This is a genomic window from Rudaea sp. 3F27F6 (assembly GCF_005503555.1).
Lineage (GTDB): Bacteria > Pseudomonadota > Gammaproteobacteria > Xanthomonadales > Rhodanobacteraceae > Rudaea.
This window is the reverse complement of sequence record NZ_SCNG01000001.1, coordinates 50,798-73,164: the sequence shown is the minus strand read 5'-3', so window position 1 is coordinate 73,164 and position 22,367 is coordinate 50,798. Positions and strand designations below refer to the sequence as shown.

General features: G+C 62.0%; 25 protein-coding genes. 23 read left to right on the top strand and 2 right to left on the bottom strand.

Annotated features, from left to right (window positions below; all coding sequences use genetic code 11):
* The gene (locus FFS30_RS23700) at nucleotides 1-294 is read right to left on the bottom strand and encodes a hypothetical protein (RefSeq protein ID WP_171014331.1); all 294 of its coding nucleotides are present in this window, start codon (nucleotides 292-294) and stop codon (nucleotides 1-3) included.
* Between FFS30_RS23700 and FFS30_RS00365 the strand changes: the two genes are divergently transcribed.
* From FFS30_RS00365 to FFS30_RS00305, 12 genes are all read left to right on the top strand, one after another.
* On the top strand, nucleotides 294-581 hold the full coding sequence (locus tag FFS30_RS00365) for a DUF2019 domain-containing protein (RefSeq protein WP_249352095.1): 288 nt from the start codon (nucleotides 294-296) through the stop codon (nucleotides 579-581). The two genes, FFS30_RS23700 and FFS30_RS00365, sit on opposite strands and share 1 nt — an antisense overlap.
* A gap of 173 nt (nucleotides 582-754) precedes the next feature.
* On the top strand, nucleotides 755-1,387 hold the full coding sequence (locus tag FFS30_RS00360; protein ID WP_137911131.1) for a hypothetical protein: 633 nt from the start codon (nucleotides 755-757) through the stop codon (nucleotides 1,385-1,387).
* A 444-nt stretch (nucleotides 1,388-1,831) separates the two neighbouring features.
* On the top strand, nucleotides 1,832-2,125 hold the full coding sequence (locus FFS30_RS23695) for an AHH domain-containing protein (protein WP_171014337.1): 294 nt from the start codon (nucleotides 1,832-1,834) through the stop codon (nucleotides 2,123-2,125).
* A complete protein-coding gene (locus tag FFS30_RS00350; protein ID WP_137911129.1) occupies nucleotides 2,122-2,721 on the top strand; it encodes a DUF1629 domain-containing protein in 600 nt (199 codons plus the stop codon). Before FFS30_RS23695 ends, FFS30_RS00350 begins: the two co-directional genes overlap by 4 nt.
* 371 nt (nucleotides 2,722-3,092) lie before the next feature.
* The gene (locus FFS30_RS00345; RefSeq protein WP_137911128.1) at nucleotides 3,093-5,675 is read left to right on the top strand and encodes an RHS repeat-associated core domain-containing protein; all 2,583 of its coding nucleotides are present in this window, start codon (nucleotides 3,093-3,095) and stop codon (nucleotides 5,673-5,675) included.
* 14 nt (nucleotides 5,676-5,689) lie between these two features.
* Nucleotides 5,690-5,953: a hypothetical protein gene (locus FFS30_RS00340; RefSeq protein WP_137911127.1), complete on the top strand. Its 264-nt coding sequence runs from the start codon at nucleotides 5,690-5,692 to the stop codon at nucleotides 5,951-5,953.
* A gap of 500 nt (nucleotides 5,954-6,453) precedes the next feature.
* A complete protein-coding gene (locus FFS30_RS00330) occupies nucleotides 6,454-6,705 on the top strand; it encodes a hypothetical protein (protein ID WP_137911126.1) in 252 nt (83 codons plus the stop codon).
* 360 nt (nucleotides 6,706-7,065) lie between these two features.
* On the top strand, nucleotides 7,066-7,650 hold the full coding sequence (locus FFS30_RS00325; RefSeq protein WP_137911125.1) for a hypothetical protein: 585 nt from the start codon (nucleotides 7,066-7,068) through the stop codon (nucleotides 7,648-7,650).
* Between the two features lie 96 nt (nucleotides 7,651-7,746).
* On the top strand, nucleotides 7,747-7,977 hold the full coding sequence (locus tag FFS30_RS00320; protein WP_137911124.1) for an Imm32 family immunity protein: 231 nt from the start codon (nucleotides 7,747-7,749) through the stop codon (nucleotides 7,975-7,977).
* Nucleotides 7,978-8,018: 41 nt separating this feature from the next.
* Nucleotides 8,019-8,327, top strand: a complete 309-nt coding sequence (locus FFS30_RS00315) for a hypothetical protein (protein WP_137911123.1) — start codon at nucleotides 8,019-8,021, stop codon at nucleotides 8,325-8,327.
* Nucleotides 8,328-8,644: 317 nt separating this feature from the next.
* Complete coding sequence (locus FFS30_RS00310) at nucleotides 8,645-8,941, top strand: DUF1963 domain-containing protein (RefSeq protein WP_137911122.1); 297 nt, start codon at nucleotides 8,645-8,647, stop codon at nucleotides 8,939-8,941.
* Nucleotides 8,942-9,019: 78 nt separating this feature from the next.
* On the top strand, nucleotides 9,020-9,229 hold the full coding sequence (locus tag FFS30_RS00305; protein WP_137911121.1) for a hypothetical protein: 210 nt from the start codon (nucleotides 9,020-9,022) through the stop codon (nucleotides 9,227-9,229).
* Nucleotides 9,230-9,316: 87 nt separating this feature from the next.
* Here FFS30_RS00305 and FFS30_RS00300 read toward each other — a convergent pair whose 3' ends face one another.
* The gene (locus FFS30_RS00300; RefSeq protein ID WP_249352093.1) at nucleotides 9,317-10,621 is read right to left on the bottom strand and encodes an amidohydrolase family protein; all 1,305 of its coding nucleotides are present in this window, start codon (nucleotides 10,619-10,621) and stop codon (nucleotides 9,317-9,319) included.
* A 246-nt stretch (nucleotides 10,622-10,867) separates the two neighbouring features.
* On the opposite strand from FFS30_RS00300, the gene leuS reads away from it, so the two are divergent.
* From leuS to rng, 11 genes are all read left to right on the top strand, one after another.
* Nucleotides 10,868-13,585 carry a leucine--tRNA ligase gene (leuS, locus tag FFS30_RS00295; protein ID WP_171014336.1) on the top strand — a complete coding sequence of 906 codons (2,718 nt, stop codon included), beginning with the start codon at nucleotides 10,868-10,870 and terminating at the stop codon, nucleotides 13,583-13,585.
* A 4-nt stretch (nucleotides 13,586-13,589) separates the two neighbouring features.
* On the top strand, nucleotides 13,590-14,114 hold the full coding sequence (gene lptE, locus FFS30_RS00290) for an LPS assembly lipoprotein LptE (protein ID WP_137911118.1): 525 nt from the start codon (nucleotides 13,590-13,592) through the stop codon (nucleotides 14,112-14,114).
* A gap of 13 nt (nucleotides 14,115-14,127) precedes the next feature.
* Entirely contained in the window at nucleotides 14,128-15,162 is a 1,035-nt protein-coding gene (gene holA / locus FFS30_RS00285) for a DNA polymerase III subunit delta (RefSeq protein ID WP_137911117.1), read from the top strand.
* A gap of 136 nt (nucleotides 15,163-15,298) precedes the next feature.
* Nucleotides 15,299-15,940, top strand: coding sequence for a nicotinate-nucleotide adenylyltransferase (gene nadD / locus FFS30_RS00280; RefSeq protein WP_137911116.1), 642 nt, complete (start codon nucleotides 15,299-15,301; stop codon nucleotides 15,938-15,940).
* 306 nt (nucleotides 15,941-16,246) lie between these two features.
* Nucleotides 16,247-17,323, top strand: coding sequence for a nitronate monooxygenase (locus tag FFS30_RS00275; RefSeq protein ID WP_137911115.1), 1,077 nt, complete (start codon nucleotides 16,247-16,249; stop codon nucleotides 17,321-17,323).
* A gap of 303 nt (nucleotides 17,324-17,626) precedes the next feature.
* Entirely contained in the window at nucleotides 17,627-17,992 is a 366-nt protein-coding gene (rsfS, locus tag FFS30_RS00270; RefSeq protein ID WP_212742421.1) for a ribosome silencing factor, read from the top strand.
* Complete coding sequence (locus FFS30_RS00265; RefSeq protein WP_212742375.1) at nucleotides 17,989-18,672, top strand: phytanoyl-CoA dioxygenase family protein; 684 nt, start codon at nucleotides 17,989-17,991, stop codon at nucleotides 18,670-18,672. Before rsfS ends, FFS30_RS00265 begins: the two co-directional genes overlap by 4 nt.
* 27 nt (nucleotides 18,673-18,699) lie before the next feature.
* Complete coding sequence (rlmH, locus tag FFS30_RS00260; protein ID WP_137911114.1) at nucleotides 18,700-19,170, top strand: 23S rRNA (pseudouridine(1915)-N(3))-methyltransferase RlmH; 471 nt, start codon at nucleotides 18,700-18,702, stop codon at nucleotides 19,168-19,170.
* A gap of 52 nt (nucleotides 19,171-19,222) precedes the next feature.
* Nucleotides 19,223-20,164, top strand: a complete 942-nt coding sequence (locus tag FFS30_RS00255) for an alpha/beta hydrolase (protein WP_137911113.1) — start codon at nucleotides 19,223-19,225, stop codon at nucleotides 20,162-20,164.
* Between the two features lie 3 nt (nucleotides 20,165-20,167).
* Entirely contained in the window at nucleotides 20,168-20,740 is a 573-nt protein-coding gene (locus FFS30_RS00250) for a Maf family nucleotide pyrophosphatase (protein ID WP_137911112.1), read from the top strand.
* Nucleotides 20,741-20,825: 85 nt separating this feature from the next.
* Nucleotides 20,826-22,310: a ribonuclease G gene (gene rng / locus FFS30_RS00245; protein ID WP_137911111.1), complete on the top strand. Its 1,485-nt coding sequence runs from the start codon at nucleotides 20,826-20,828 to the stop codon at nucleotides 22,308-22,310.
* Nucleotides 22,311-22,367 lie beyond the last annotated feature (57 nt).

Sequence of the window (22,367 nt, the reverse complement as noted above, 5' to 3'; positions counted from 1 at the left end):
CTAGTGGAACTCAGCGGCATCCATGCCGCGCAGATAGACTATCTTGACCCAACGGCCGCGACCGTCGCCGTGCCCCAGGTCCTTGCTCAGTGCGGCCAGAGTCTCGCGGTGCGAGGACCCTTCGGCACGATAGAGCCGGTACTGATCATGCGCGAAAGTGTAGCGCAGCGCGTGAGTCTGCAACTCCTGCCGCTCGCACCAGGCCGCATAGACACCCCGCGCATTGATTAAAAATGAATGATGAAGAACTCGTGAAGCGGTACGTTGATGCTGCTCGTCAACACGGAAAAGCAATGACTCGCCCGATTGATAGTGATCGGGCGAATCAGATGTCTGACATTATTTTCGAGATATTGAAAGTGATGCGTCAGCGCCCCGATAGAGAGCGCACGCTGCTTGAGCCATTGCTGGATAACAAAGATGCTAGCGTCCGGTGTTGGGCAGCAACTCATTTTCTGTCTTTGGACGAGAGTCGTGCTGTCGCCGTTTTGGAGTTCATCTCGCGCATGAAAGGAGTAATCGGCTTTACCGCTGAGATGGTTCTACAAGAGTGGCGAATCGGTCGCTTGGCGTTGCTCTGATTTGAGCTGCTAATATGGTACGCAGTACGCTCCTGGCGACGCGTATATGACAGCAGGAATTTCGTCAGCGGCAAGACACGAATCCTTGGGCCGATGCGCTGCGCCAGGCAGCGGAGAACCTGCTCGACACCTGGACGTACGATCCGACAAACGGTGTAGGCCAGATCGCCACGGTGTCGCGCCGCCGCGGCACGGAGAGCGATCCGGCATTGAGCGCCGAGGTCTGGAAAGAGCAGTACACGTACAACGACGCAAGCCGCCCGATGGGTATCAAGACGACGATCGGCGAACCGGGCTCGACACTGAGCCTGTTCAGTGCGACGACCTACGACAGCGCGGGCCGCGTGGACACGCAGACTTACCCGCAACTGCCGACGAGCAGCATGGCGGGCCTGTCGGTGAAACACACGTACACCGCCTACGGCCAACTCGGCGCGCTGAGCAACGTGGGCACGGGTTATGTGTACTGGGTCGGGCTGGGTGAGAATGCCTGGGGCCATGTGACCGCGGAGCAATACCCCGGCGTGATCACGGGCAGTCACAGTGACTACCTGTCCACGGGCCAGTCACAAACGCTGAGCTGGAGTGGCGGCACGAGCGATCAGGTGAGCTACGCCTACGACGGCTTCGGCAACCTGATGCGTCAGCAGCGCAGCGCGGGTGCGGCGATGAACACCGAGACGTACACCTACGACAGCCTGCAGCGCCTGACCAAGGCGGCGCGCGCGATCGGCGATCCGGTGACCTACACCTACTCGAACAGCGGCAACATCACAAGGGAGAGGATGGTAAGAAGACGACTCTAGTTGTTGCCGACAAGGGCGATCAGATCACTGTTAAGGGAAGCGGCGGCTCGGTCAGTGGCACCTTCACTGGTCAGACGGGCTATATCTCCAATGCGCTGAGCGGCGGAAGACCCATCAGCTACAACTCGATCGGTTCGGCGACTAACGGTGCTTTGGGGCAAGTGGTTTCGACCTACGGGCTCGGGCCGGATCAGCCCGTAGGGAAAGTTCAAGGATTGCCTTGGACCGACGCGCAGCGCGGGCAGTACATGCTCGCGAACACTACGCAATGGAATCCTTGGAAAGAAGCGGGCTACTCCGCCTATCTCGCGACGGGGGGGCTTTCTTTTTGGCAGCTCAGAACATGCGCCGAACAATGACGGGATTGAATCGTGGGGATCCATTGCCAGCGCTACCGCGATTAAAGCGGGTGCGGGAGTTCTGCTGCCGCTAGTAAAGTCCCAGTTGCATCACATCGCCACCGATAAGGCGATCAAAAGTGGGTTCACCGAAGCATTCCAGAAGATATTCAAACGAGCTGGAATGAATTTGCAGTACGAGGCAAAGAAAGTACTTCTGGAAGGCCATGCTGGTCGCCATGCCGCCGAGTATCACAACTATGTTTTACGCAGACTCCAAGAAGCGACGGATGGACTGCAAGGCGTCGAAGCGCAAGGCGCACTCCGAACGACGCTCGATGAGATAAGGCAAGAGCTGTTGAAGAACCCGGAAATGGTGAAAGGGGCCGGTATCCCGTGAAATGGTTCGATGCGATCGCGTGTGACAATACTGTGGCCAACCCCTACGTCGCCGATGATGGTGACCTAGGGATGGAGGACTGGTTGTTGCGACGAGGTGAAAGGGTCGAAAATTGGCCGGCCAACGCATGGATTAAGGCCGCCAAGCCAGCAGATGATGGTGACCCGGACGACGTGTTGCAAAGTTACCTTGGCGTGCCGATCTACTCGGCGCGCCTTCGGGCGGCATTGGAGGAAGGCGGAGTCGGCTGCGACATCCAGTACTTGCCGCTTCGAGTGCTGCGGCCCAATGATGAAGAAATCGAAGGCTTCGCTGTGGCGAACATTACGACAGTGCGCGACGCCCTGGATCGGAAGCGTTCTGACATCAGCCTGTTTGCCGACAACTTCACCGCTCCTAGCAAGCGCGGGCAAATAAGCGCGGTTCGAAAAGCGGTGCTCCTCGGCAATCGCCTAGCAGGCTGCGACATTTTTCGTCCGGAGGGATACCGGGTTGCCTGCTATGTCTCTGAGCGGTTCAAAACGGTCTTCGAGAAAGGTGGCTTCACGGGCTACTCGTTCCGTGAAGTGCTGGCTCCACCGCTGGCGGTAGCATAGTCAGCTGATCAGGCACACCTAACGCATCAAGCCCGGCTTCCGCGCCGGGCTTGTGCATTGAGCGGCTAGTCGAACCCGGCGGCATCCATGCCGCGCAGGTAAACCATCTTGACCCACACCGGCCGCGACCGTCGCCGTGCCCCAGGTCCTTGCTCAGCGCGGCCAAGGTCTCGCGATGCGAGAACCCTTGCGCCCGATAGGCACGATACTGGTCATGCGCAAAGGCGTAGCGCAGCGCGTGGGTCTGCACCTCCTGCCGCTCGCACCAGGCCGCATAGACACCCCGCGCGTTGTGCAGGTTGCCGGCCGAATTGCCATCAGCGCGAACGATCAAGAACTCCGCTTGCCGCTGCCCGAATTCGTCGATCACGATGAGCCGCAGCACGAACGTGCTGGGCCAGTTGATGCAGACGGTCGACGCCAACGGCAAGACGACGAACTACTGGCCCGATGCGCTGGGCCACGTGGCGGCGATCCGCGACGTGGAAAACAACGTTATCCAGGCGACCTACAACGCGCTGGGCCATCGATTGCAGAGCGTGGACCCGGACCAGGGCACGTGGAACTTCACTTACAACGCGCTCGGAGAGCTGCAGACGCAGACCGACGCGCGCAACGTGACGACGACGGTGACGGGTCGCGACGTGCTGGGCCGGGTGACGCAGCGCAAGCAGATCTCGCCGACCGACAAGGCCTGGGTGGCGGCGGAGAACCTGCTCGACACGTGGACGTACGACCCGGCGAATGGCGTGGGCCAGATCGCCACGGTGTCGCGCCGCCGCGGCACAGAGAACGATCCGGCATCGAGCGCCGAGGTCTGGAAAGAGCAGTACACGTACAACGACGCAAGCCGCCCGACGGGCATTGCGACGACGATCAGCGAACCGGGCTCGACACTGAGCCTGTTCAGCACGACGACCTACGATGGCGCGGGCCGCGTGGACACGCGGACTTATCCGCAACTGCCGACGAGCAGCATGGCGGGCCTGTCGGTGAAACACACGTACACCGCCTACGGCCAGCTCGGCGCGCTGAGCAACGCGGGCACGGGCTATGTGTACTGGGTCGGGCAGGGCCAGAACGCCTGGGGCCATGTGACCGTGGAGCAGTATCCCGGCGTCATCACGGGCAGCCACAGCGACTACCTCTCGACGGGCCAGTCAAAAACGCTGAGCTGGAGTGGCGGGACGAGCGATCAGGTGAGCTACGCCTACGACGGCTTCGGCAACCTGATGCGTCAGCAGCGCAGCGCGGGCGCGGCGACGAATACCGAGACGTACACCTACGACAGCCTGCAGCGCCTGACCAAAGCGGCGCGAGCGATCGGCGATCCGGTGACCTACACCTACTCGGCCAACGGCAACATCGTCAGCAAGAGCGACAACGGTACGACGAGCTACGCGTACGGCGGTACTAGCACCGGCTGCGGCCCGCATGCGGTCACTTCGGCGAACGGCCTGAGCTACACCTGTGATGCGAACGGCAACGTGATCGGCGGGGCGATCACGGCGGTGTACGACGCGGACAACCATCCGCGCAGCATCGTGCGCAATCCGGCAACCGGCATGATGAACTGGAGCTACTCGACGCTGGGTGGCATGACCACGGAACTGTCAGGTCAGGGTCTGCGCTACTTCGGCCCGAACGGCTACGAGCAGGTGGGCGTGGGCAACGGTGCCAAGCAGGTGCACGAGCTGGGTCCGGTGGTGGTGACGCGGACGGGTGGCGTGGACAGCGTCAGCGTGTTGCTCAGAGACCGGCTCGGCAGCACGATCAGCGTGGTCGACAACAACGTGCCGACGACACGCATGTACGACGCGTTCGGTAAGGCACGCAATGGCGACATGGGGAACCGCGAGAACGGCACGCTGGACCTCGACAAGACGATCCACGGGTTCACCAAGCACGACCATGCGGACGAGGTGCGGCTGATCCATATGGGCGGGCGGGTGTACGATTACCAATTAGGGAGGTTCCTCAATGTCGATCCGATCATTGCGAATCCAGCTAGCTCGCAATCGCTGAATCCATATAGTTATATTGGGAACAATCCGCTTAGTGGTAAAGACCCGACGGGTTATCAATGCCAGATGGATAAGGAAGGCAAGGTTGATTCTGTGTGTCTTGCTTCGAACGATGGCGTTAATCAAATAGTCGATTCCAATGGCAAGAAAGTAGCTACCGTGGTGGTTACCAACAATGGATCGCAAACACTGAATGCGAACCAAGTTCGCGCGCTAAATAACATCTACGGTACTTTGCAAGCGATCAACCAAGCTACGAATAACGCGATGGGCCAGGTTGCTCGTCTTGCGGAGCAGTTCCCCAAATTCATGGACTCGTTAACGCAAGGATTCCTGCCGGAAAGCACAGCTTACCGAGATGGTGGCCGCGCACCGGGAACGTTTGGTGATGATGCGTTTGGGTTTGTTACAGGTGCGAATAACACCGCAAATCGCGCGTCAAATGACTTCATGCGGTTTGCTGTTTGGGCTACGAGCGGCGGTGAGAGACACCTGCTGGACGACATTGTGCCCATTTCGCCTGTTCCGCCGGAAAGCCGGCGTGGCGCTGCGGTTGGCGAAGGTGCCATGTTTATGGCATCTCTAGTTGGGATGCCAGAGCGTGTTGTTGCGAAGGGTGTAGGGCCGCTGGTTGGTGGGGGGGCGAAGCTTGAGAACCTTACTGCCCAGGAGATTGTGCGCATTCAGAACGCTGCTAATCGAACCGGCACTGAAATTACGGTGATTGGGAGTCGGGCCAAAGGTACAACTCATGCAATGTCAGACTGGGACTACGTTGTGCCAGAAGCTACTAAGGGTAGAACGATTCACAGTCTTCGCAGCTCTTTGCCCGAAGGTCCGAGAGGGCTCGGTGGGCCACGCAACCAAGACTTCTTCAGAGGAAAGGTGAAGCAGAATGAGCCGTTTATCACCTTCACGCCGCAGCAGTAAGTGAGGAGCGAATTATGACTATGCAAGCCGATCTTCTGAGCCCGCCAGTCAACTATGCGGTCGTGCAGTTGCCGGAGAGGAACTATCCTGGTGTAGTTGTCCAGGGTGACACATTGCGGTCCCTGCAGAAGCAGGTGGAGCTAATGGAACGACTGCTCGATACTGGACAGCTAGAGGACTTGGCAGGTGAGATAGAGGATTTGAAGGAGCAACTGTTTGGCGCGCTGACTTACTTTGAGCGAATCTGTTCAGAACGCGGTATTACACTACCGTACTAGCTCGGGAATAATAAGGGGGCAGCGTAACACTAGAATAATCGGGGACGTACCGCGATTCTCGGTTAGGCAGTGGTGTTCACACACCTGACGCACAAGCCCGGCTTCGCGCCGGGCTTGTGCGTTGAGCGGCTAGTCGAATACTTGCGGAAATTCGTGTCCGCTGACGTTACCTCAGGCTCCATCGCTACCGACCACGCCGGGATTTGGGGATGCTGAAGGGATTCGCGGGCCGACCGCGATGACGAGCGATCAATCTGATGCCACGAAAGTTCCAGTACCCGGCGTCAGCGGCAAAGAAGGTGCGAAGGGTGTTCCGAGCTGGGCGAAAGGAGAACGACCGAAAGTTGGTGAGAGCGGTAAGAGCTTTGCAGGCAGGCTTCTTGGTGGGAAATATGGAAAAGGAAATTATCCGACAGGACCTAGTTCGGAATGGAGCAAGATTCGCAAGTGGGGGATCGCTCCTTCGTCGATCCTAAATAAGTAATCAATCGAGAAATATCGTGGAAAAAATTTTCATTGTTACTCACGTCCATGATCTTCCGAATGGTGAGGAAGACTTCAAGTTTGTCGGCGTGTATGCAACAGCCGATGCTGCAAACGCGGCAGTTCAGCGCGCTCGCCAGAGAACAGGATTTGAGGACTTTCCTGAAGGTTTTTCCGTCGATCCTTACGTCATTGGACAGGATCATTGGGTTGATGGATTTGTAACGTGGAAACCAGTAGAAAATGGTTCCCAACCCATAGCCAGTTAACCAGCATACCTGACGCATCTAGCCCGGCTTCGCGTCGAGCTTGTGCGTTGAGCGGCTAGTCGAACTAAGCCGAGTCCATGCCACGCAGGTAAACCATCTTGACCCAACGGCCACGACTGTCGCCGCGCCCCAGATCCTTGCTCAGCGCGGTCAGGGTCTCGCGATGGGAGAACCTTATCGGCCCGATAGTGCCGGTACTGGTGATGCGCAAAGGCATAGCGTAGCGCGTGGGTCTGCACCTCCTGCCGCTCGCACCAGGCCGCATAGACACCCCGCGCGTTGTGCAGGTTGCCGAACAAATTGCCGTCAGCGCGAACGATCAAGAACCCCGCTTGCCGCTGCCCGAATTCGTCGATCACGATGAGCCGCAGCACGAACGTGCTCGGTCAGCTGATGCAGACGGTCGATGCGAACGGCAAGACGACGAACTACTGGCCCGATGCGCTGGGCCACGTGGCGGCGATCCGCGACGTGGAAAATAACGTTATCCAGGCGACCTACAACGCGTTGGGCCATCGACTGCAGAGCGTGGACCCGGACCAGGGCACGTGGAACTTCACCTACAACGCGCTCGGAGAGCTGCAGGCGCGGACCGACGCGCGCAAAGTGACGACAAAGGTGACCGGCCGCGACGTGCTAGGCCGGGTGACGCAGCGCAAGCAGATCTCGCCGACCGACAAGGCCCGGGTGGCGGTGGAGAGCCTGCTCGACACGTGGACCTACGATCCGACGAACGGAGTGGGCCAGATCGCCACGGTGTCGCGCCGCCGCGGCACGGAGAACGATCCAGCATCGGGCGCCGAGGTCTGGAAAGAACAATACACGTATGGCGACGCGAGCCGACCCATGGGCATCGCGACGACGATCAGCGAACCGGGCTCGACACTGAGCCTGTTTAGCGCGACGACCTACGACAGCGCGGGCCGCGTGGACGCGCAGACTTAGCTTTGGCGAGGCGCCTCATGTTGATGTAAACCGATTGAGAAGCTACAAAGGGCCGTTGGGGAAAAAGAAATACGAAATGGGAGGAGGATCAGAAGAATGAAACTGACCGTAGAACTTCAGAAGGGCGAGGACCCGGAAGTTGCCTTGTGTTTCGATGCCGAAGGGCTGGGCGTGCTTCTTCGGAAGTTGGAGTATTTGAGATCAAATGTCGGCCACCTTCACTTAATGACACCCGCTTGGGCTGGGCAGGAACTCACAGAAGAACTTGCTGGAGGAGAGAAATACCAACTTCTTCACAGTCTGCGTCTCGTTCGACTCCCCGATTAGCTGCTATAGGCTCCAAGAACGAGATGGGGACGGACGATCGTATGCAATCCAAAGTCGAAGAACTGATGAAGCTCGGGCCATTACCTGGTTCGGCGAATCCTGATGTGGTCTGGTTGGAGAAGGTCCAAAATCTGCTAACGGAAATTAAGCAGCCTGTCTCTGACGTTGAGGCAATGGTGCTCGTGAAGCTCTTCGGGCCTGATTACTGTTTCGGTCTTGCATGGACTCTTCTTCACTTAATCGAAACTGCTCCAGGTTGGCCGTTGAATGATGTGCTCGATAGAGTCGGTGGTGAATGGGGTGATCGATTGAGGCAGAGAGCAAGGATGGGATCAGGATCATCTATTTGACGAGACTTTCTAGTTAGGCATACCAAAAGATGACTAAACAGCATGTACCTAGAAGGAAGTTGGATATATGAAAACCCCTCCACACTGGTGCAGGCAGATGAATCCTGCTGTTGAAAGCGAATAGATACCGGTCAGCTATTCGGCGAAATTTCGCGAGTACGGTATTGATATCTTGGACGGAGGTAGCAGCGCGTTGGAAATCGACTATTGTCCGTGGTGCGGAACGAAGTTACCCGATAGCCTACGCGATGAGTGGTTCGATGGGTTAGAAGGGTTGGAGGTCGAGCCGTCGTCCCTGCAGTAAATAAAGTAAGAAAATGAAAGAAATTCCACCATTTCGTCTTCGCCCGGAACCGTTGAGCGAAGATGCAGCGAACTTGCCCAAATTCGAATGGGCTTCTCAAGAAGTCGGCACTCGTCATCAGCTCGGTGGTAGGCCTAGTTTTTTACAAAGAGCAGAATGGCCGAATTGCTCTGATTGTGGTGGGCCGATGACGTTCTACGGCCAATTGGATTCGATAAATGATGAGTTCATCATTGCTGATTGCGGCATGGTATATATCTTTGTTTGCCTCAAATGCAATGAGGCAAAGTCAATAATTCAATCTTCTTGATAATAAGAATGGGTAAGGTGAGAGAAAAGGTGTCATTTTTTCTTTATCCGCCGCCGCGGCAAAGAGAGCGACCCAGCGTTGAGCGCCGCGGTTTGGAAAGAGCAATACACCTATGACGACGCAAGCCGCCCGAGCGGCATTCAGGCGATGATCAACGAGCCGGGCTCAACGCTGAGCTTGGTCAACGGAACGACGTACAACAGTGCGAGCCGTGTGGACACGCAGACCTATCCGCAACTGCCGACTAGCAGCGTGCCGGGCCTGTCGGTGGAGCGCACATACTCGTAGTACGGCCAGCTCGGCGCGCCCAGCAGCGAAGGCACGGTCTATGTGCGCTGGGTTCTGCAGAGCTAGAGTGCGTGGATCTAGTGCCTGCTATTTGTAGCGCTCCCCCGCCTTCATAACGAAGCCGACCTTCTGCAGCACGGTGACGTCGTCGAGCGGGTTGCCGTCGACTGCGATTACGTCGGCGAATTTGCCCGGGGCGATGCTGCCGAGGTCCTTCTCGCGCCGCAGCAGTTGCGCCGCATGGGTGGTCGCGGCCTGGATGACGAACAGCGGCGGCATGCCGGCGTCGACCATGTATTTGAACTCTTTTGCGTTCTGACCATGCGGATACACTGCGGCGTCGGTGCCGAAGGCGATCTTGACGCCGGCCTTGTAGGCCTTGCCCGCGGTGGCCTGGATGATCGGGCCGACCTGTTTGGCCTTCGCGGCGACTTGCGGCGGGTAGTAGCCCGGCACGCCGGCTTTTTCCTCGACGTATTTGCCGGCGATGATCGTCGGCACGTACCAAGTGCCGTGTTCCTTCATCAATTTCATGTCTTCGTCGTTCATGAAGGTGCCGTGTTCGATCGAATCGACGCCGCCGAGCACCGCGCGCCGGATCGCCTCGGCGCCGTGCGCATGCGCGCCGACGACGAAGCCGTAGTCGCGCGCCGCGGCGACTACGGCCTTGATCTCTTCGATCGTCATCTGCGCGTTGTCGACGCTGCTGCTCTCGTCGAGCACGCCGCCGGACGGCATGATCTTGATTACGTCGGCGCCGTCTTTGTAGTGCTGGCGCACGGCTTTCCACGCATCGTCGGTGCCGTTGATGATGCCGACTTTCGGTCCGGGATCGCCGGCGAGGTCTTTGCGGTAGCCGTCGGTGCCGTCGGCATGGCCGCCGGTCGAGCCGATCGCCTGCGCCGCGGTGAAGATGCGCGGACCCGGGATGATGCCGGCGTTGATCGCGTTGCGCAGGGCGACGGATTCGCCGTTGCCGTCGCCGAGGTTGCGCACAGTGGTGAAGCCCGCTTCAAGCGTGCGCTTGGCGTAGACGGTCGAGCGGATCGCGTAGTCGGCGACGTTCCAGCGGAACTGGTCGGTGTAGCCGGTCGGGCTGGTCTCGAAGGTCAGGTGGGTATGGCTGTCGATCAGGCCGGGTAGGCAAGTGCTGGTCGGCAGGTCGATGACCTTGGCCGCACCGGCAATGTCGACGCTGCCGGCCTTGACCTCCTTGATCCGCGTGCCCTCGACGACGATCGTCGTCGCGCCGAGCAGCTTGCCGGCGTCGGTGTCGAGCAGGTGCCCGCAGCGGATGGCCGTCAGTCCGGTCGCCGCTGCCTTGTCGTCGGCGTGCACGGAGGTGGTGAGGGTCAAGGCGAGGGCGAGGGCGACGGCAAGACTAAGACGCATGGCGATCTCCGGCTAAGGGACCCGCATGCTAGCGATTGGCCAGGAGGGAAGCCATGCGCACTGCCGCATAAACGGTTGCGGCCACTCGTCGGTGGCTCGGCGCAGTAGCGGAATCGCCCGTGTATCGCCGCTCGCGCGGGCAGCGGATTCGCCTTGCGCCGACGCCGCGGATTGGCGCCAATCGCCCCCGTAAGGTACCCTGCGCGACCTGCCTACGGCGCGCGGATGCGCCATTTCCGATCGATCATGCAAGAACAACACTACGATCCCGCCGCCGTCGAAGCCGCGGCGCAAAAATTCTGGAACGACACCAAGGCTTTCGAAGTTAAGGAAGACCCGAACAAGCAGAAGTATTTCTGCCTGTCGATGCTGCCGTACCCGTCGGGTGCGCTGCATATGGGCCACGTGCGCAACTACACGATCGGCGATGTGATCAGCCGCTACCAGCGCATGCTCGGCAAGAACGTGCTGCAGCCGATGGGGTGGGACGCGTTCGGCCTGCCCGCGGAGAACGCGGCGATCAAGAACAAGACGGCGCCGGCGAAGTGGACCTACGCCAACATCGACCACATGCGCGCGCAGCTGCAGACGATGGGCTATGCGATCGACTGGTCGCGCGAATTCGCCACCTGCCGCCCGGATTACTACGTGCACGAGCAGCGCATGTTCGTGCGTCTGTTCAAGAAGGGACTGGCCTACCGCAAGAATTCGGTGGTGAACTGGGACCCGATCGACCAGACGGTGCTCGCCAACGAGCAGGTGATCGACGGCCGCGGCTGGCGCACGGGCGCGCTCGTCGAGCGACGCGAGATTCCGCAGTGGTTCCTCAAGATCACCGACTACGCCGACCAATTGCTCGACGGCCTCGACAAACTGCCCGGCTGGCCCGACGCGGTCAAGACGATGCAGCGCAACTGGATCGGGCGCTCGGAAGGTCTGGAAATCCAGTTCGGCGTGGACGGCGAGAGCGAGCCGCTGACTGTGTTCACCACGCGGCCGGACACGCTGATGGGTGTCAGCTTCGTTTCGATCGCGCCCGAGCATCCGCTCGCGCTGAAGGCCGCGCAGCACAATCCCGAACTGGCCGCGTTCATCGAGGAATGCCGCCACGTTGCCGCGTCCGAGGCTGTCGTTGAGACGGCGGAGAAGAAGGGCGTCGACACGGGCTTGCACGCGATCCATCCGATCAGCGGCGAGAAGCTGCCGATCTGGGCGGCGAATTTCGTCCTCATGGGCTACGGCACCGGTGCGGTCATGGCCGTGCCGGGGCACGACGAGCGCGATTGGGAATTCGCCACCAAGTACGATTTGCTGATCAAGATGGTGATCGTCAGCGACGCCGTGCGCGACGCGATCACCGAACTCGGCCGCGAGGCCGAAGGCAACCAGGATCCGATGTCCGCCGCGCTCGGCCAGAGCCGTGCGATCGATGTGGTCGAGGCGCCGAGCGCGCTGAGCATCGTCGAAGAGTTCGAAAACCGCATCATCACCGAGGGCGCCTACACTGAGTACGGCACCGTGGTGAATTCGGGCGAACTCGACGGCAAGAACTACCGCGAAGCCTTCGACTATCTCGCCGATAAGTTGCAGCGTGAAGGCAAGGGCACGCGGCGCATCAACTACCGCCTGCGCGACTGGGGCGTTTCGCGCCAGCGCTATTGGGGCTGCCCGATCCCGATCATCTATTGCCCCAAGTGCGACGCGGTGCCGGTGCCGGAAGACCAACTGCCGGTCGTGCTGCCCGAAGACGTGCAGTTCATGGGCGTGCAATCGCCGATCAAGGCCGACCCGAGCTGGCGCAAGACCACCTGCCCGCAGTGCGGCGGCCCGGCCGAGCGCGAGACGGATACCTTCGACACCTTCATGGAGTCGAGCTGGTACTACGCGCGCTACACCTCGCCCGGCGCGGCGACGCAGGTCGACGAGCGCGCGAACTACTGGCTGCCGATCGACATGTATATCGGCGGCATCGAGCACGCGATCCTGCACTTGCTGTATTTCCGTTTCTACCATCGGCTGATGCGCGACGAGGGCATGCTCACGAGCGATGAGCCGGTCGTGCATCAGCTCAGTCAGGGCATGGTCATCGCCGAGACGTTCTATCGCGAAGAGACCGACGGCTTGAAGACCTGGATCAATCCGGCCGACGTCGAGATTCAGCGCGACGACAAAGCGCGCATCGTCGGCGCGGTACTCAAGAGCGACGGCAAGCCGGTGTCGATCGGCGGCATCGAGAAGATGTCGAAGTCGAAGAACAACGGCGTCGATCCGCAGATCATGGTGGCGAAGTACGGCGCCGACACGGTGCGCCTGTTCTCGATGTTTGCCGCGCCGCCCGAGCAGTCGATGGTGTGGAACGAGGCGGGCGTCGAAGGCATGGCGCGCTTCCTGCGCCGCCTGTGGCGCGACCTGCATGCGCACGTCGCCCAGCCGGATCATCCCGTGGTCGATGCGGGCGCGCTGAACGCTGCGCAGAAGGCGCTGCGCCGGCAGACCCACGAAACCATCGCCAAAGTCGGTGACGACTACGGCCGCCGCCTGTCGTTCAACACTGCGATTGCGGCACTGATGGAGCTGCTCAACGCGCTCGGCAAGTTCGACGATATGTCGGACCAGGGCCGCGCCGTGCGCCACGAGGCGTTCGAGACAATCGTGCTGCTGCTCAATCCGATCACGCCGCATATCTCGCACGCGCTGTGGCTTGCGCTCGGGCAGCAGCAGGCGATCATCGATGTGGCCTGGCCTGCAATCGATGAGTCGGCGCTGACCAAGGACGCGGTGACTCTCGCGGTGCAGGTCAACGGCAAGCTGCGCGGACAGATCGAGGCCGCGGTCGGCGCCTCGCGCGAGGAAATCGAAAAAATCGCCCTGGCAGATGCCGGCGTGATCAAGTTCATCGCTGAGCAGACGGTGAAGAAGGTCATCGTCGTGCCGGGCAAGATCGTGAATATTGTCGTAGGATGAAACCATGAGATTCGGAATTCGGAATTGGGGATTCGGCAAGGCGGTGCTGCCGCTTTGCGCCGCCGCATTGCTTTCCGCCTGCGGTTTCCATCTGCGCGGCGAGGTCAAGCTCGCGCCGAGCATGCAGCGCGTCGCGGTGGTCAGCTCCGAACCGGCGGGGCAGCTCCGGCGCAGCGTCGAAGACGCGATGAAGCGCGCCGGCGCCACGATCGCGGCGCCCGGCGAAGGTGTCGGCGAGATTCGCATGACCGCCGTCGGCGTGCAGACGCTGGTCGGCTCGGTCGGCGGCAATGCGCGCGTGAACGAGTTCAACATGATCTACCACGTCGATCTCGAGATCGTCGATTCGGCCGGCAAGACCGTGCTCGAAAAGCAGCCGATCGAACAAACGCGCAGCTTCACCTTCGACCAGACCCAGGCCGCCGGCACGGGCGCTCAGCAGGACGTGATCCGCCGCGAAATGGAACGCGACATGGCCCAGGCCGTGATGCGCAAGATCGATTCGGTCGAACGGCGCCTGTCGCAGTAAATCCCCGTACAAAATGCCGACACCGTTACCGGCGCTGCGCAAGCAACTCGCGACGGGCGAGCTCAAGCCCGTCTATCTGCTCGCGGGCGAGGAGCACCTGCTCCTGCTCGAAGCCGCGGATGCGTTGCGCGCACGTGCGCGCGAACTCGGCTACAGCGAGCGAGAAGTGCTCGACGCCGACTCCGGCTTCGACTGGAACGCGCTGGCTCAGAGCGCAAGCGCGATGAGCCTGTTCGCGACGCGCAAGCTGATCGACCTGCGCGTGCCGACCGGCAAACCCGGCAAGGAAGGCGCGCAGACGATCATCGACTACTGCGCGAACCCGCCGCCCGACACAGTGCTGCTGATCACCGCGACACAATGGTCGAAGGCGCACGAGACGAGCTGGGTCGCTGCGGTCGAGAAAGCCGGCATCTTCGTGTCGATGTGGCCGCTCAAACCGAACGAACTACCCGACTGGATCGCGCAACGCATGGCTACGCGCGGCCTTAAGCCGACGCGCGATGCGATCGACGCGCTCGCCGAACGCATCGAAGGCAATCTGCTTGCCGCGGCGCAGGAGATCGACAAACTCGCGCTATTGCAGGGCAGCGGTCCCGATCAGATCAAGCCGCTCGACGCGGCCACGCTCGAAGATCTCGTCGCCGACAGCGCGCGCTATGACGTGTTCAAGCTCGCCGATGCGGCGCTCGCCGGCGATTCCGCGCGCGCGCTGCGCATCCTCGCCGGACTGCGCGCGGAAGGCGAACAAGTCGTCGCGATGCTCGGCTGGATGCTCAACCAATTGCAATTGCTCGCGCGTCTGGCGAATGCGCGCGGCAACCCCGCGGCCGCGTTCAAGGCCGAACGCATCTGGCCCGCGCGCGAGGCGATCTACAAGAAGGCGCTGTCGCGCGCCGACCGCGGGCATTGGGACGCATGCCTGATCCAGGCCGGCCGCGTCGACCGCATCGGCAAGGGCCGCGGCATCGGCGATGCCTGGGTCGAATTCGAGCGCCTGCTCGTCGCGATCGCGCAGCCGCGCGCGGGTTTGGTTCGTGCCGGCTAGGTTTCAGAGAAGATTTGGCCACGGATTACGCGGATGCACACGGATAAAGCGGAATATAGAAGCCGATCATTTGTTCTATCTGTTCCGCTCTATCCGTGTTCGTCCGTGTAATCCGTGGAAAAAAGCTACTGATCTCATGCTCCCAATAGCCATCCTCGGCGGCACTTTCGATCCGGTCCATAATGGTCATCTGCGCGTCGCCTGGGAGGCGGCAGAGGCGCTCGATGCGCAAGTGAGGCTGATGCCCGCGCACGTGCCGCCGCACAAGCCCGCGCCATTGGCGAGCGCGGCGCAACGCGTCGATATGCTCGAACGCTCGCTCGCCGGCCAATCGCGCCTCGTCGTCGATACGCGCGAACTGCGACGCGAAGGCGCGTCCTATACGGTCGATACCCTGCGCGGCCTGCGCGCCGAATTCGGCGAAGCACAGCCGTTGATCCTGCTCGTCGGTGCCGACGCGTTCGGTTCGCTGCCGACTTGGCGTGAATGGCGGCAGTTATTCCGCCTCGCCCATATCGTCATGTTGACGCGGCCGGGCCGTACGGAGCCGTGGTCGGGCGAACTCGTCGGTGAGGCGGTGCCGCGTCGCGCGCGTTCGCCGCGCGAGCTGCAAGATACGCCGGCCGGCAAGGTGCTCAGTATTCCGGTGACTCCGCTCGACATTTCCGCAAGCCAGGTGCGCGCGCTGCTCGCCACGGGCCGCGAGCCGCGCTGGCTCGTGCCCGAACCGCTGCTCGCCGATCCGGCCATCCTCGCGCCGTATCGACAGCAGCGATAGAAGCCGCTGCATCGGCCAAGATCATGTGATGTCGATGCGGTGAGGAGTTTGTCGAACGCGTGCGAGTTCGATCGATTGAGTTGAATCTAGAGAAGAGCTTCAATCACGGAGAACGCCGAGAAAAACTTCGGCATCAATCGTTTTCTGTCTCCATGTTCTGTACGTTCTCTGCGGTCCAATCTTTCGTTCGTCTCAGTTCAATAGCCGAAGAGATAAGCACGATAGGAAGTATCATGTTCTGCAGCGTTTCTCCGCGTCTTTCGCGATGGAATGTCTTCTCTCGTTAGCGAACGCAATCGATTTGAAATGAGCATCAAGACGTCATTGACCCAACGCCTCGGTATCGACCTGCCTTTGATCCAAGGGCCGATGAACGGCGTCAGCACGATCGATCTCGCCGTTGCCGTCTGCGAGGCCGAGGGGCTCGGCAGTCTCGCCGCGGCGATTCTGTCGCCCGCGGCGATGCGCGAGCAGATCGCGCAACTGCGCTCGCGTACGACACGGCCGTTCGCGGTGAATCTGTTCGTGCTCGGCGCACCGCAGGTCGACGAGGCTCAGGTGCTTCGTGCGCGCGAATGGCTGGCACCGTTCTGGCGCGAGCTTGGCGTGGCCGAAGAGCTGCCGAGCCAGTGGGGGCAGGATTTCCCCGCGCAATTCGAGGTGCTCGTCGAAGCCGCGCCGCCGGTCGCGAGCTTCACCTTCGGCATACTTTCCGCCGAGCAGATCGAGCGCCTGCATGCGCGCGGCACCTTCGTGATCGGCACCGCGACGACGCTCGCTGAAGGCCGCGCCTGGGTGGAAGTCGGTGCCGATGCGGTCTGCGCGCAGGCGACAGAAGCCGGTGGGCATCGCGGCACCTTTCTCGTACCGTTCGACGACGCGCTGATCGGCGGCTTCGCGCTGTACCGGCAGATGGCCGCCGCGCTCGCCGTGCCGGTGATCGCCGCGGGCGGCATCATGGACGGGCAGGGCATCGCCGCGGCGCTGACGCTCGGCGCGCAGGCGGCGCAGCTCGGCACCGCGTTCATTGCTTGCCCGGAATCGAGCGCGCCGCCGGCCTGGAAACACGCAGTGATGCATGCGAGCGCCGACAGCACGCGGCTGACGCGTGCGTATTCCGGGCGCCCCGCGCGCGGCATCGTCAATCCGTTTATGCAGGCGATGCAGGCGCATGAGGCCGAGCTGCCGCCTTATCCGGTGCAAAACGCCCTGACCTCGCCGCTGCGCCGGGCCGCGGCGAAAGCCGAACGAGCCGATCTGCTCGCCTTGTTCGCTGGCCAGAACGCGCCGCTGGCACGGGCTTTGCCGGCCGCCGAACTTGTCGGCGTGCTCGGGCGGGAAACCGCGGCAGTCCTTCGCGCGGGCGCGGCGCTGCTCGGCTGAACGGTCAGTTTCGGCACTTCCTTCGTCGTCAAATCGGCGTATATTCTGGCCGCGCGGAGCCGACCCTCCGACTGTGCCTCTTCCCAAGGTGATACGTTTTTGCCTACTACGACCAAAACCAAAGCCGCTGCGCGCACGCGCAAGCCCGCAGCCAGCAAGACTGCCGCAAAGCCGGCCGCCAAGACCAAAGCCAAGACCGCCACCAAGGCATCGAGCAAGCCGGCGAAGAAAGCCGTCGCCAAGAAGCCGGTGGCCAAGACTGCGCTGAAAAAAGCCGCTGCGGCCAAGCCGAAAAAACCTCAGATTCCCAACGATCCGGTCGAGCGCCTGCGTTTGCGCGTGCTGACTGCGCTCGATGATCTCAAAGCACAGAACGTGCAGGAGATCGACGTGCGCGGCAAGACCTCGATCGCCGACCTGCTGATCGTCGCAAGCGGGACGTCGACGCGTCACGTCAAGTCGCTGGCCGACGAAGTGGTCAGGTTCGCCAAGCAGGACGGCATGCCGCCGCTCGGCGTCGAAGGCCAGCGCGAGGCCGAATGGGTACTCGTCGACCTCGGCGACATCGTCGTCCATGTCATGCTGCCGCGCGTGCGCGAGTTCTATGGACTGGAGCGGTTGTGGACCGTCGGTGACGCCGTGCCGCAAATGACAGCAATCGCAGGTTGATCCCGAGCGAAACGGCGCTCGATGCGTTTGCCAAGGACGGATTGATCGTCCTTCGGGACGTATTGACTGTCGCGGACTGCCGATCCCTGTCGTCACAAATCGAGCAGACGGAGTCGGTGGGCAATCGCCGCTTGCTGGGGACGTCCTGGTGCGCCGGGCTCGCGCAAGAACTGCAACGACATCCTGCGCTTGCGCGGCTTATTCCGGCCGATTACGTCGCCGTGCAGTGTACTTATTTCGAGAAATCGCCCGCGCAGAATTGGCTCGTGGCGTTTCACCAGGATTTGAGCATTCCCGTGCTGCGGCGAGTGGACGACGCAAGCCTCGGCGGTTGGTCCGAAAAAGACGGAACGCTCTTCGTGCAAGCGCCGATCGACATTCTTCAGCAGATGATTGCCGTTCGGCTGCACCTGGACCCGTGCGGCCGCGAGGACGGTCCGTTGAGGGTGATTCCCGGCTCTCATCGTTACGGCCGAGTGATGCCTTCCGTGATCGCTGAACTCAGAAACGCAGGCGAGCAGAGGGAATGCTTGGCGAATGAAGGAACGATATGGCTCATGAGTCCTTTGCTGCTGCATGCCTCGTCCAAAGCGAACGGCACCGGCCGCCGCCGCGTCCTGCATTTTGTGTATGGCCCCAGATCGCTGACTCACGGATTGCAATGGAAGTACGCTGCGTGACGTTTCGTAGAAAGGCGGGCGGATGAAATGCGCGCGACCCTGATCGCCGTCGGCGAAAAAATGCCCTCGTGGGTCAGCGAAGGCTACAACGAATACGCCAAACGCCTTTCGCACGAGCTGCCGCTGCAACTCGTCGAGATCACGAGCAAGCTGCGCGGGCGCACGAACGATCTCGCGCGCGTGATCGCCGACGAGGGCGCGTTGATGATCGCGGCGATTCCGAAAGGCGCGCAGGCCGTCGCGCTCGACGGCCGCGGCAAGCTCTACAGCAGTGAGCAGCTCGGCGAGCAGCTCTCGCGCTGGCGCATGGATGGCCGCGACCTCGCCTTTCTCGTCGGCGGCCCGGAGGGTCTTGCGCCCGCCGCGTTGGACCGCGCGAACCAGCGCTGGTCGCTCGGTCCCGCGACTCTGCCGCATCCGCTCGTGCGCATCGTCGTCGCCGAGCAGCTCTATCGCGCGGCGAGTCTGCTCGGCAACCATCCCTATCACCGCGGCTGAAAGCGCTCGGCCGTGCGCCGATCGAACAGCGGGCGCCGTGTATGATCGGCGCATGAGCGTCGAGAATGTGGAGTGGGTGGCGGCGGACGGAGCACGCATCGCCGTGCACCGCTGGTCGCCGCGCGTGCCGCCGCGCGCCGTGCTGCTGGTGGCGCACGGCATGGCCGAGCATGGCGCGCGTTATGCCCGCTTCGCCGCGGCGCTCAATGAACGCGGTTGGATGGTGTATGCGCTCGACCATCTCGGTCACGGCCTCACTGCGGCGAATGCCGACGCACGCGGGTTCTTTGCCGAGCGCGACGGCTGGGCACGCGCGCTCGCTGCGCTGGATGCCGTGTGCATATGGGCCGCCGAGCGCCATGCGGACCTGCCGCTGTGCCTGTTCGGCCACAGCATGGGTTCGTTCCTGAGCCAGCACTATCTGGTCGAACACGGCGAGGGGCTGGCCGCGGCGATCCTGTCGGCGACGAGCGCGAGCATGGGGCCGTTGCGGCCCGTCGGCCACGCCTTGATGCGTGCCGAGGCGGCCCTGTTCGGCGCGCATCATCCAAGTGCTCTCGCCGATATCCTGACTTTCAGGGCGTTCAATAAGGCTTTCGACCGTCCGGACGCGCCCGCGCGCACGGCGTTCGACTGGCTCTCGCGCGATGCGAGCGAGGTCGACAAGTACATCGCCGATCCGTTGTGCGGTTTCCGCTGCTCGGCACGGCTGTGGGCGGATCTGCTCGGCGCCGGCGCGAATTTGACCGATGCCCGGCGGCTCGCACGGATTCCGAAATCCCTGCCTATCCTTCTCATCGCGGGCGCTGCCGATCCGGTTTCGGGCGAGGGCCGCGGCACGCAGCGGCTGGCCGAAGAATATCGCTACGTGGGCGCGACGCGGATCGAGGTTAAAATCTACCCCGACGCGCGTCACGAACTGTTGAACGACACCTGCCGCGACGAGGCCACCGCCGACGTGCTTGCGTGGCTCGATCGCGCCATATCGACTTGACCTATGCTCTATCTCGCTTCGCAATCCCCGCGCCGCCGCGAACTGCTCGAACAGATCGGCGTGCGCTTCGGCACCGTGCAACTCGATCTGCCCGAGGTGCGCGCGCCGGACGAGCCGCCCGAGGACTACGTCAGCCGCGTCGCCCGCGAAAAAGCCGGCGCGGGCCTATTGAAATTGTCCGGCGTGCAGGGCGCCGTTGTGCTTGGCGGGGACACGGAAGTCGTGCTCGACGACGAAGTATTCGGCAAGCCGGCCGACGGCGAGCACGCGGCCGCGATGCTGCGCAAGCTCTCGGGGCGCGCACACCAGGTGATTTCCGCGGTCTGGCTGGTCAGCGCTGGGCGCGAGGAGCACGCGATCTCGCGCACCGAGGTGACCTTCGCTGCGCTCGACGAAACCACGATTGCCGCCTACGTCGCCAGCGGCGAGCCCATGGGGCGGGCCGGGGCCTATGCGATCCAGGGTCGCGCCGGCGCGTTCGTCAGCCATCTTGCCGGCAGCTATTCCGGTGTCATGGGCCTGCCGTTGTTCGAGACGAGCGCATTGCTGCGCCGCTTCGGCATCCCGCTTGCCTGACCCTAATCGCGATTTAACGCAAGATCGACAAGCCCCGCCCGGCCAAGCTATAAACGCGCTTAGAAGATTTGCGGAAACCCAGGCCGTGTCTGAGGAAATCCTGATCAACGTCACCCCGCGCGAGACCCGCGTCGGGGTGGTGGAAAACGGCGTGCTGCAGGAAGTGCATGTCGAACGCGCGCTCAAGCGCGGTTATGTGGGCAATATTTATCGCGGACGCGTGAGCCGGGTGATGCCGGGGATGCAGGCGGCCTTCGTCGAAATCGGTCTGGAGCGCGCCGCGTTCCTGCACGCGAACGACATCGTGCGCGCGACGCAGCCGATCGAGGGCGAGAACGGCGAGGCGGCGGCGATGCCGACACCGACCCCGCCGATCGTCGAACTCGTGCACGAGGGCCAGGACATCGTCGTCCAGGTGGTCAAGGACCCGATCGGCAGCAAAGGCGCGCGCCTGAGCACGCACCTGTCAATTCCGTCGCGCTGCCTCGTGCTGCTGCCGTACGCGAAAATGATCGGCGTGTCGGTGCGCATCGAGGACGAAGGCGAACGCGCGCGGCTCAAGGAATTGGTCACCGAGTTGGCCGGCCCCGAGCCGCTCGGCTACATCGTGCGCACGAACGCGGAGGGCGCCTCGCGCGAGGCGCTCGCCGACGACGTCGCCTATCTCGGCCGCGTCTGGCGCGTGGTGCAGGAGAACATGCGCCGGGTCGAGCCGCGCACGCGCATCTACGAGGAGCTGGCGCTGCCGCTGCGCGCGCTGCGCGACCTGATGCGCGGGGACGTCGAGAAGGTGCGCGTCGATTCGCGCGAGACCTACGACAAAACCCTGACATTCACTCACAAGTTCATGCCGGAATTGGCCGAACGTATCGAATTGTATTCGGGCGAGCGGCCGATCTTCGATTTGTATGGCGTCGAGGACGAAATTCAGCGTGCGCTCAAGAAAGAAGTGCCATTGAAGTCGGGCGGTTATCTGATAGTCGACCAGACGGAGGCGATGACCACGATCGACGTCAATACCGGTGCGTTTCTCGGCCACCGCAATCTCGAGGAGACGGTGTACAAGACCAACCTCGAAGCGGCGCAGGCGGCCGCGCGCCAGCTGCGCCTGCGCAACCTCGGCGGCATCATCATCATCGACTTCATCGACATGACCGATGCCGAGCACAAGCGCCAGGTGCTGCGCATGCTGGAAAAATCGCTCGCGCACGATCATGCGAAGACCACCGTGTACGAGATGTCGAACCTCGGCCTCGTCGAGATGACGCGCAAGCGCACCACCGAAAGTCTCGAACGCCAGCTCTGCGAACCGTGCCCGGCCTGCGACGGCCGCGGCAGCGTGAAGACCGCCGAGACGGTGACGTACGAAATCTTCCGCGAGATCACCCGCGCCGTGCGCCAGTTCGAGGCGTCGAGCCTGCTCGTGCTCGCCGCGCAGAGAGTTGTTTCACGCATCCTCGACGAGGAATCCGCCTCGGTCGCCGAGCTCGAAGAGTTCACCGGCAAGACCATCCGTTTTCAGGCCGAGGAGCATTACGCGCAGGAGCAATACGATGTTGTGCTCTTGTAAAAGCGGGGATTGGGGATTTGGGATTGGGGATTCGGAAAAATCAAAACCCTCCGTTGC

Bases quoted from the DNA above. Each gene is read 5' to 3' on its own strand.
- FFS30_RS00300 (WP_249352093.1), bottom strand. From the start codon at position 10,621: ATGCGTCTTAGTCTTGCCGTCGCCCTCGCCCTCGCCTTGACCCTCACC.
- lptE (WP_137911118.1), top strand. From the start codon at position 13,590: ATGAGATTCGGAATTCGGAATTGGGGATTCGGCAAGGCGGTGCTGCCG.
- FFS30_RS00315 (WP_137911123.1), top strand. From the start codon at position 8,019: ATGCAATCCAAAGTCGAAGAACTGATGAAGCTCGGGCCATTACCTGGT.
- rlmH (WP_137911114.1), top strand. From the start codon at position 18,700: ATGCGCGCGACCCTGATCGCCGTCGGCGAAAAAATGCCCTCGTGGGTC.
- holA (WP_137911117.1), top strand. From the start codon at position 14,128: ATGCCGACACCGTTACCGGCGCTGCGCAAGCAACTCGCGACGGGCGAG.
- FFS30_RS00275 (WP_137911115.1), top strand. From the start codon at position 16,247: ATGAGCATCAAGACGTCATTGACCCAACGCCTCGGTATCGACCTGCCT.
- FFS30_RS00255 (WP_137911113.1), top strand. From the start codon at position 19,223: ATGAGCGTCGAGAATGTGGAGTGGGTGGCGGCGGACGGAGCACGCATC.
- FFS30_RS00250 (WP_137911112.1), top strand. From the start codon at position 20,168: ATGCTCTATCTCGCTTCGCAATCCCCGCGCCGCCGCGAACTGCTCGAA.
- FFS30_RS00345 (WP_137911128.1), top strand. From the start codon at position 3,093: ATGAGCCGCAGCACGAACGTGCTGGGCCAGTTGATGCAGACGGTCGAC.
- FFS30_RS00310 (WP_137911122.1), top strand. From the start codon at position 8,645: ATGAAAGAAATTCCACCATTTCGTCTTCGCCCGGAACCGTTGAGCGAA.
- FFS30_RS00365 (WP_249352095.1), top strand. From the start codon at position 294: ATGACTCGCCCGATTGATAGTGATCGGGCGAATCAGATGTCTGACATT.
- FFS30_RS00320 (WP_137911124.1), top strand. From the start codon at position 7,747: ATGAAACTGACCGTAGAACTTCAGAAGGGCGAGGACCCGGAAGTTGCC.
- leuS (WP_171014336.1), top strand. From the start codon at position 10,868: ATGCAAGAACAACACTACGATCCCGCCGCCGTCGAAGCCGCGGCGCAA.
- nadD (WP_137911116.1), top strand. From the start codon at position 15,299: ATGCTCCCAATAGCCATCCTCGGCGGCACTTTCGATCCGGTCCATAAT.
- FFS30_RS00325 (WP_137911125.1), top strand. From the start codon at position 7,066: ATGAGCCGCAGCACGAACGTGCTCGGTCAGCTGATGCAGACGGTCGAT.
- FFS30_RS00340 (WP_137911127.1), top strand. From the start codon at position 5,690: ATGACTATGCAAGCCGATCTTCTGAGCCCGCCAGTCAACTATGCGGTC.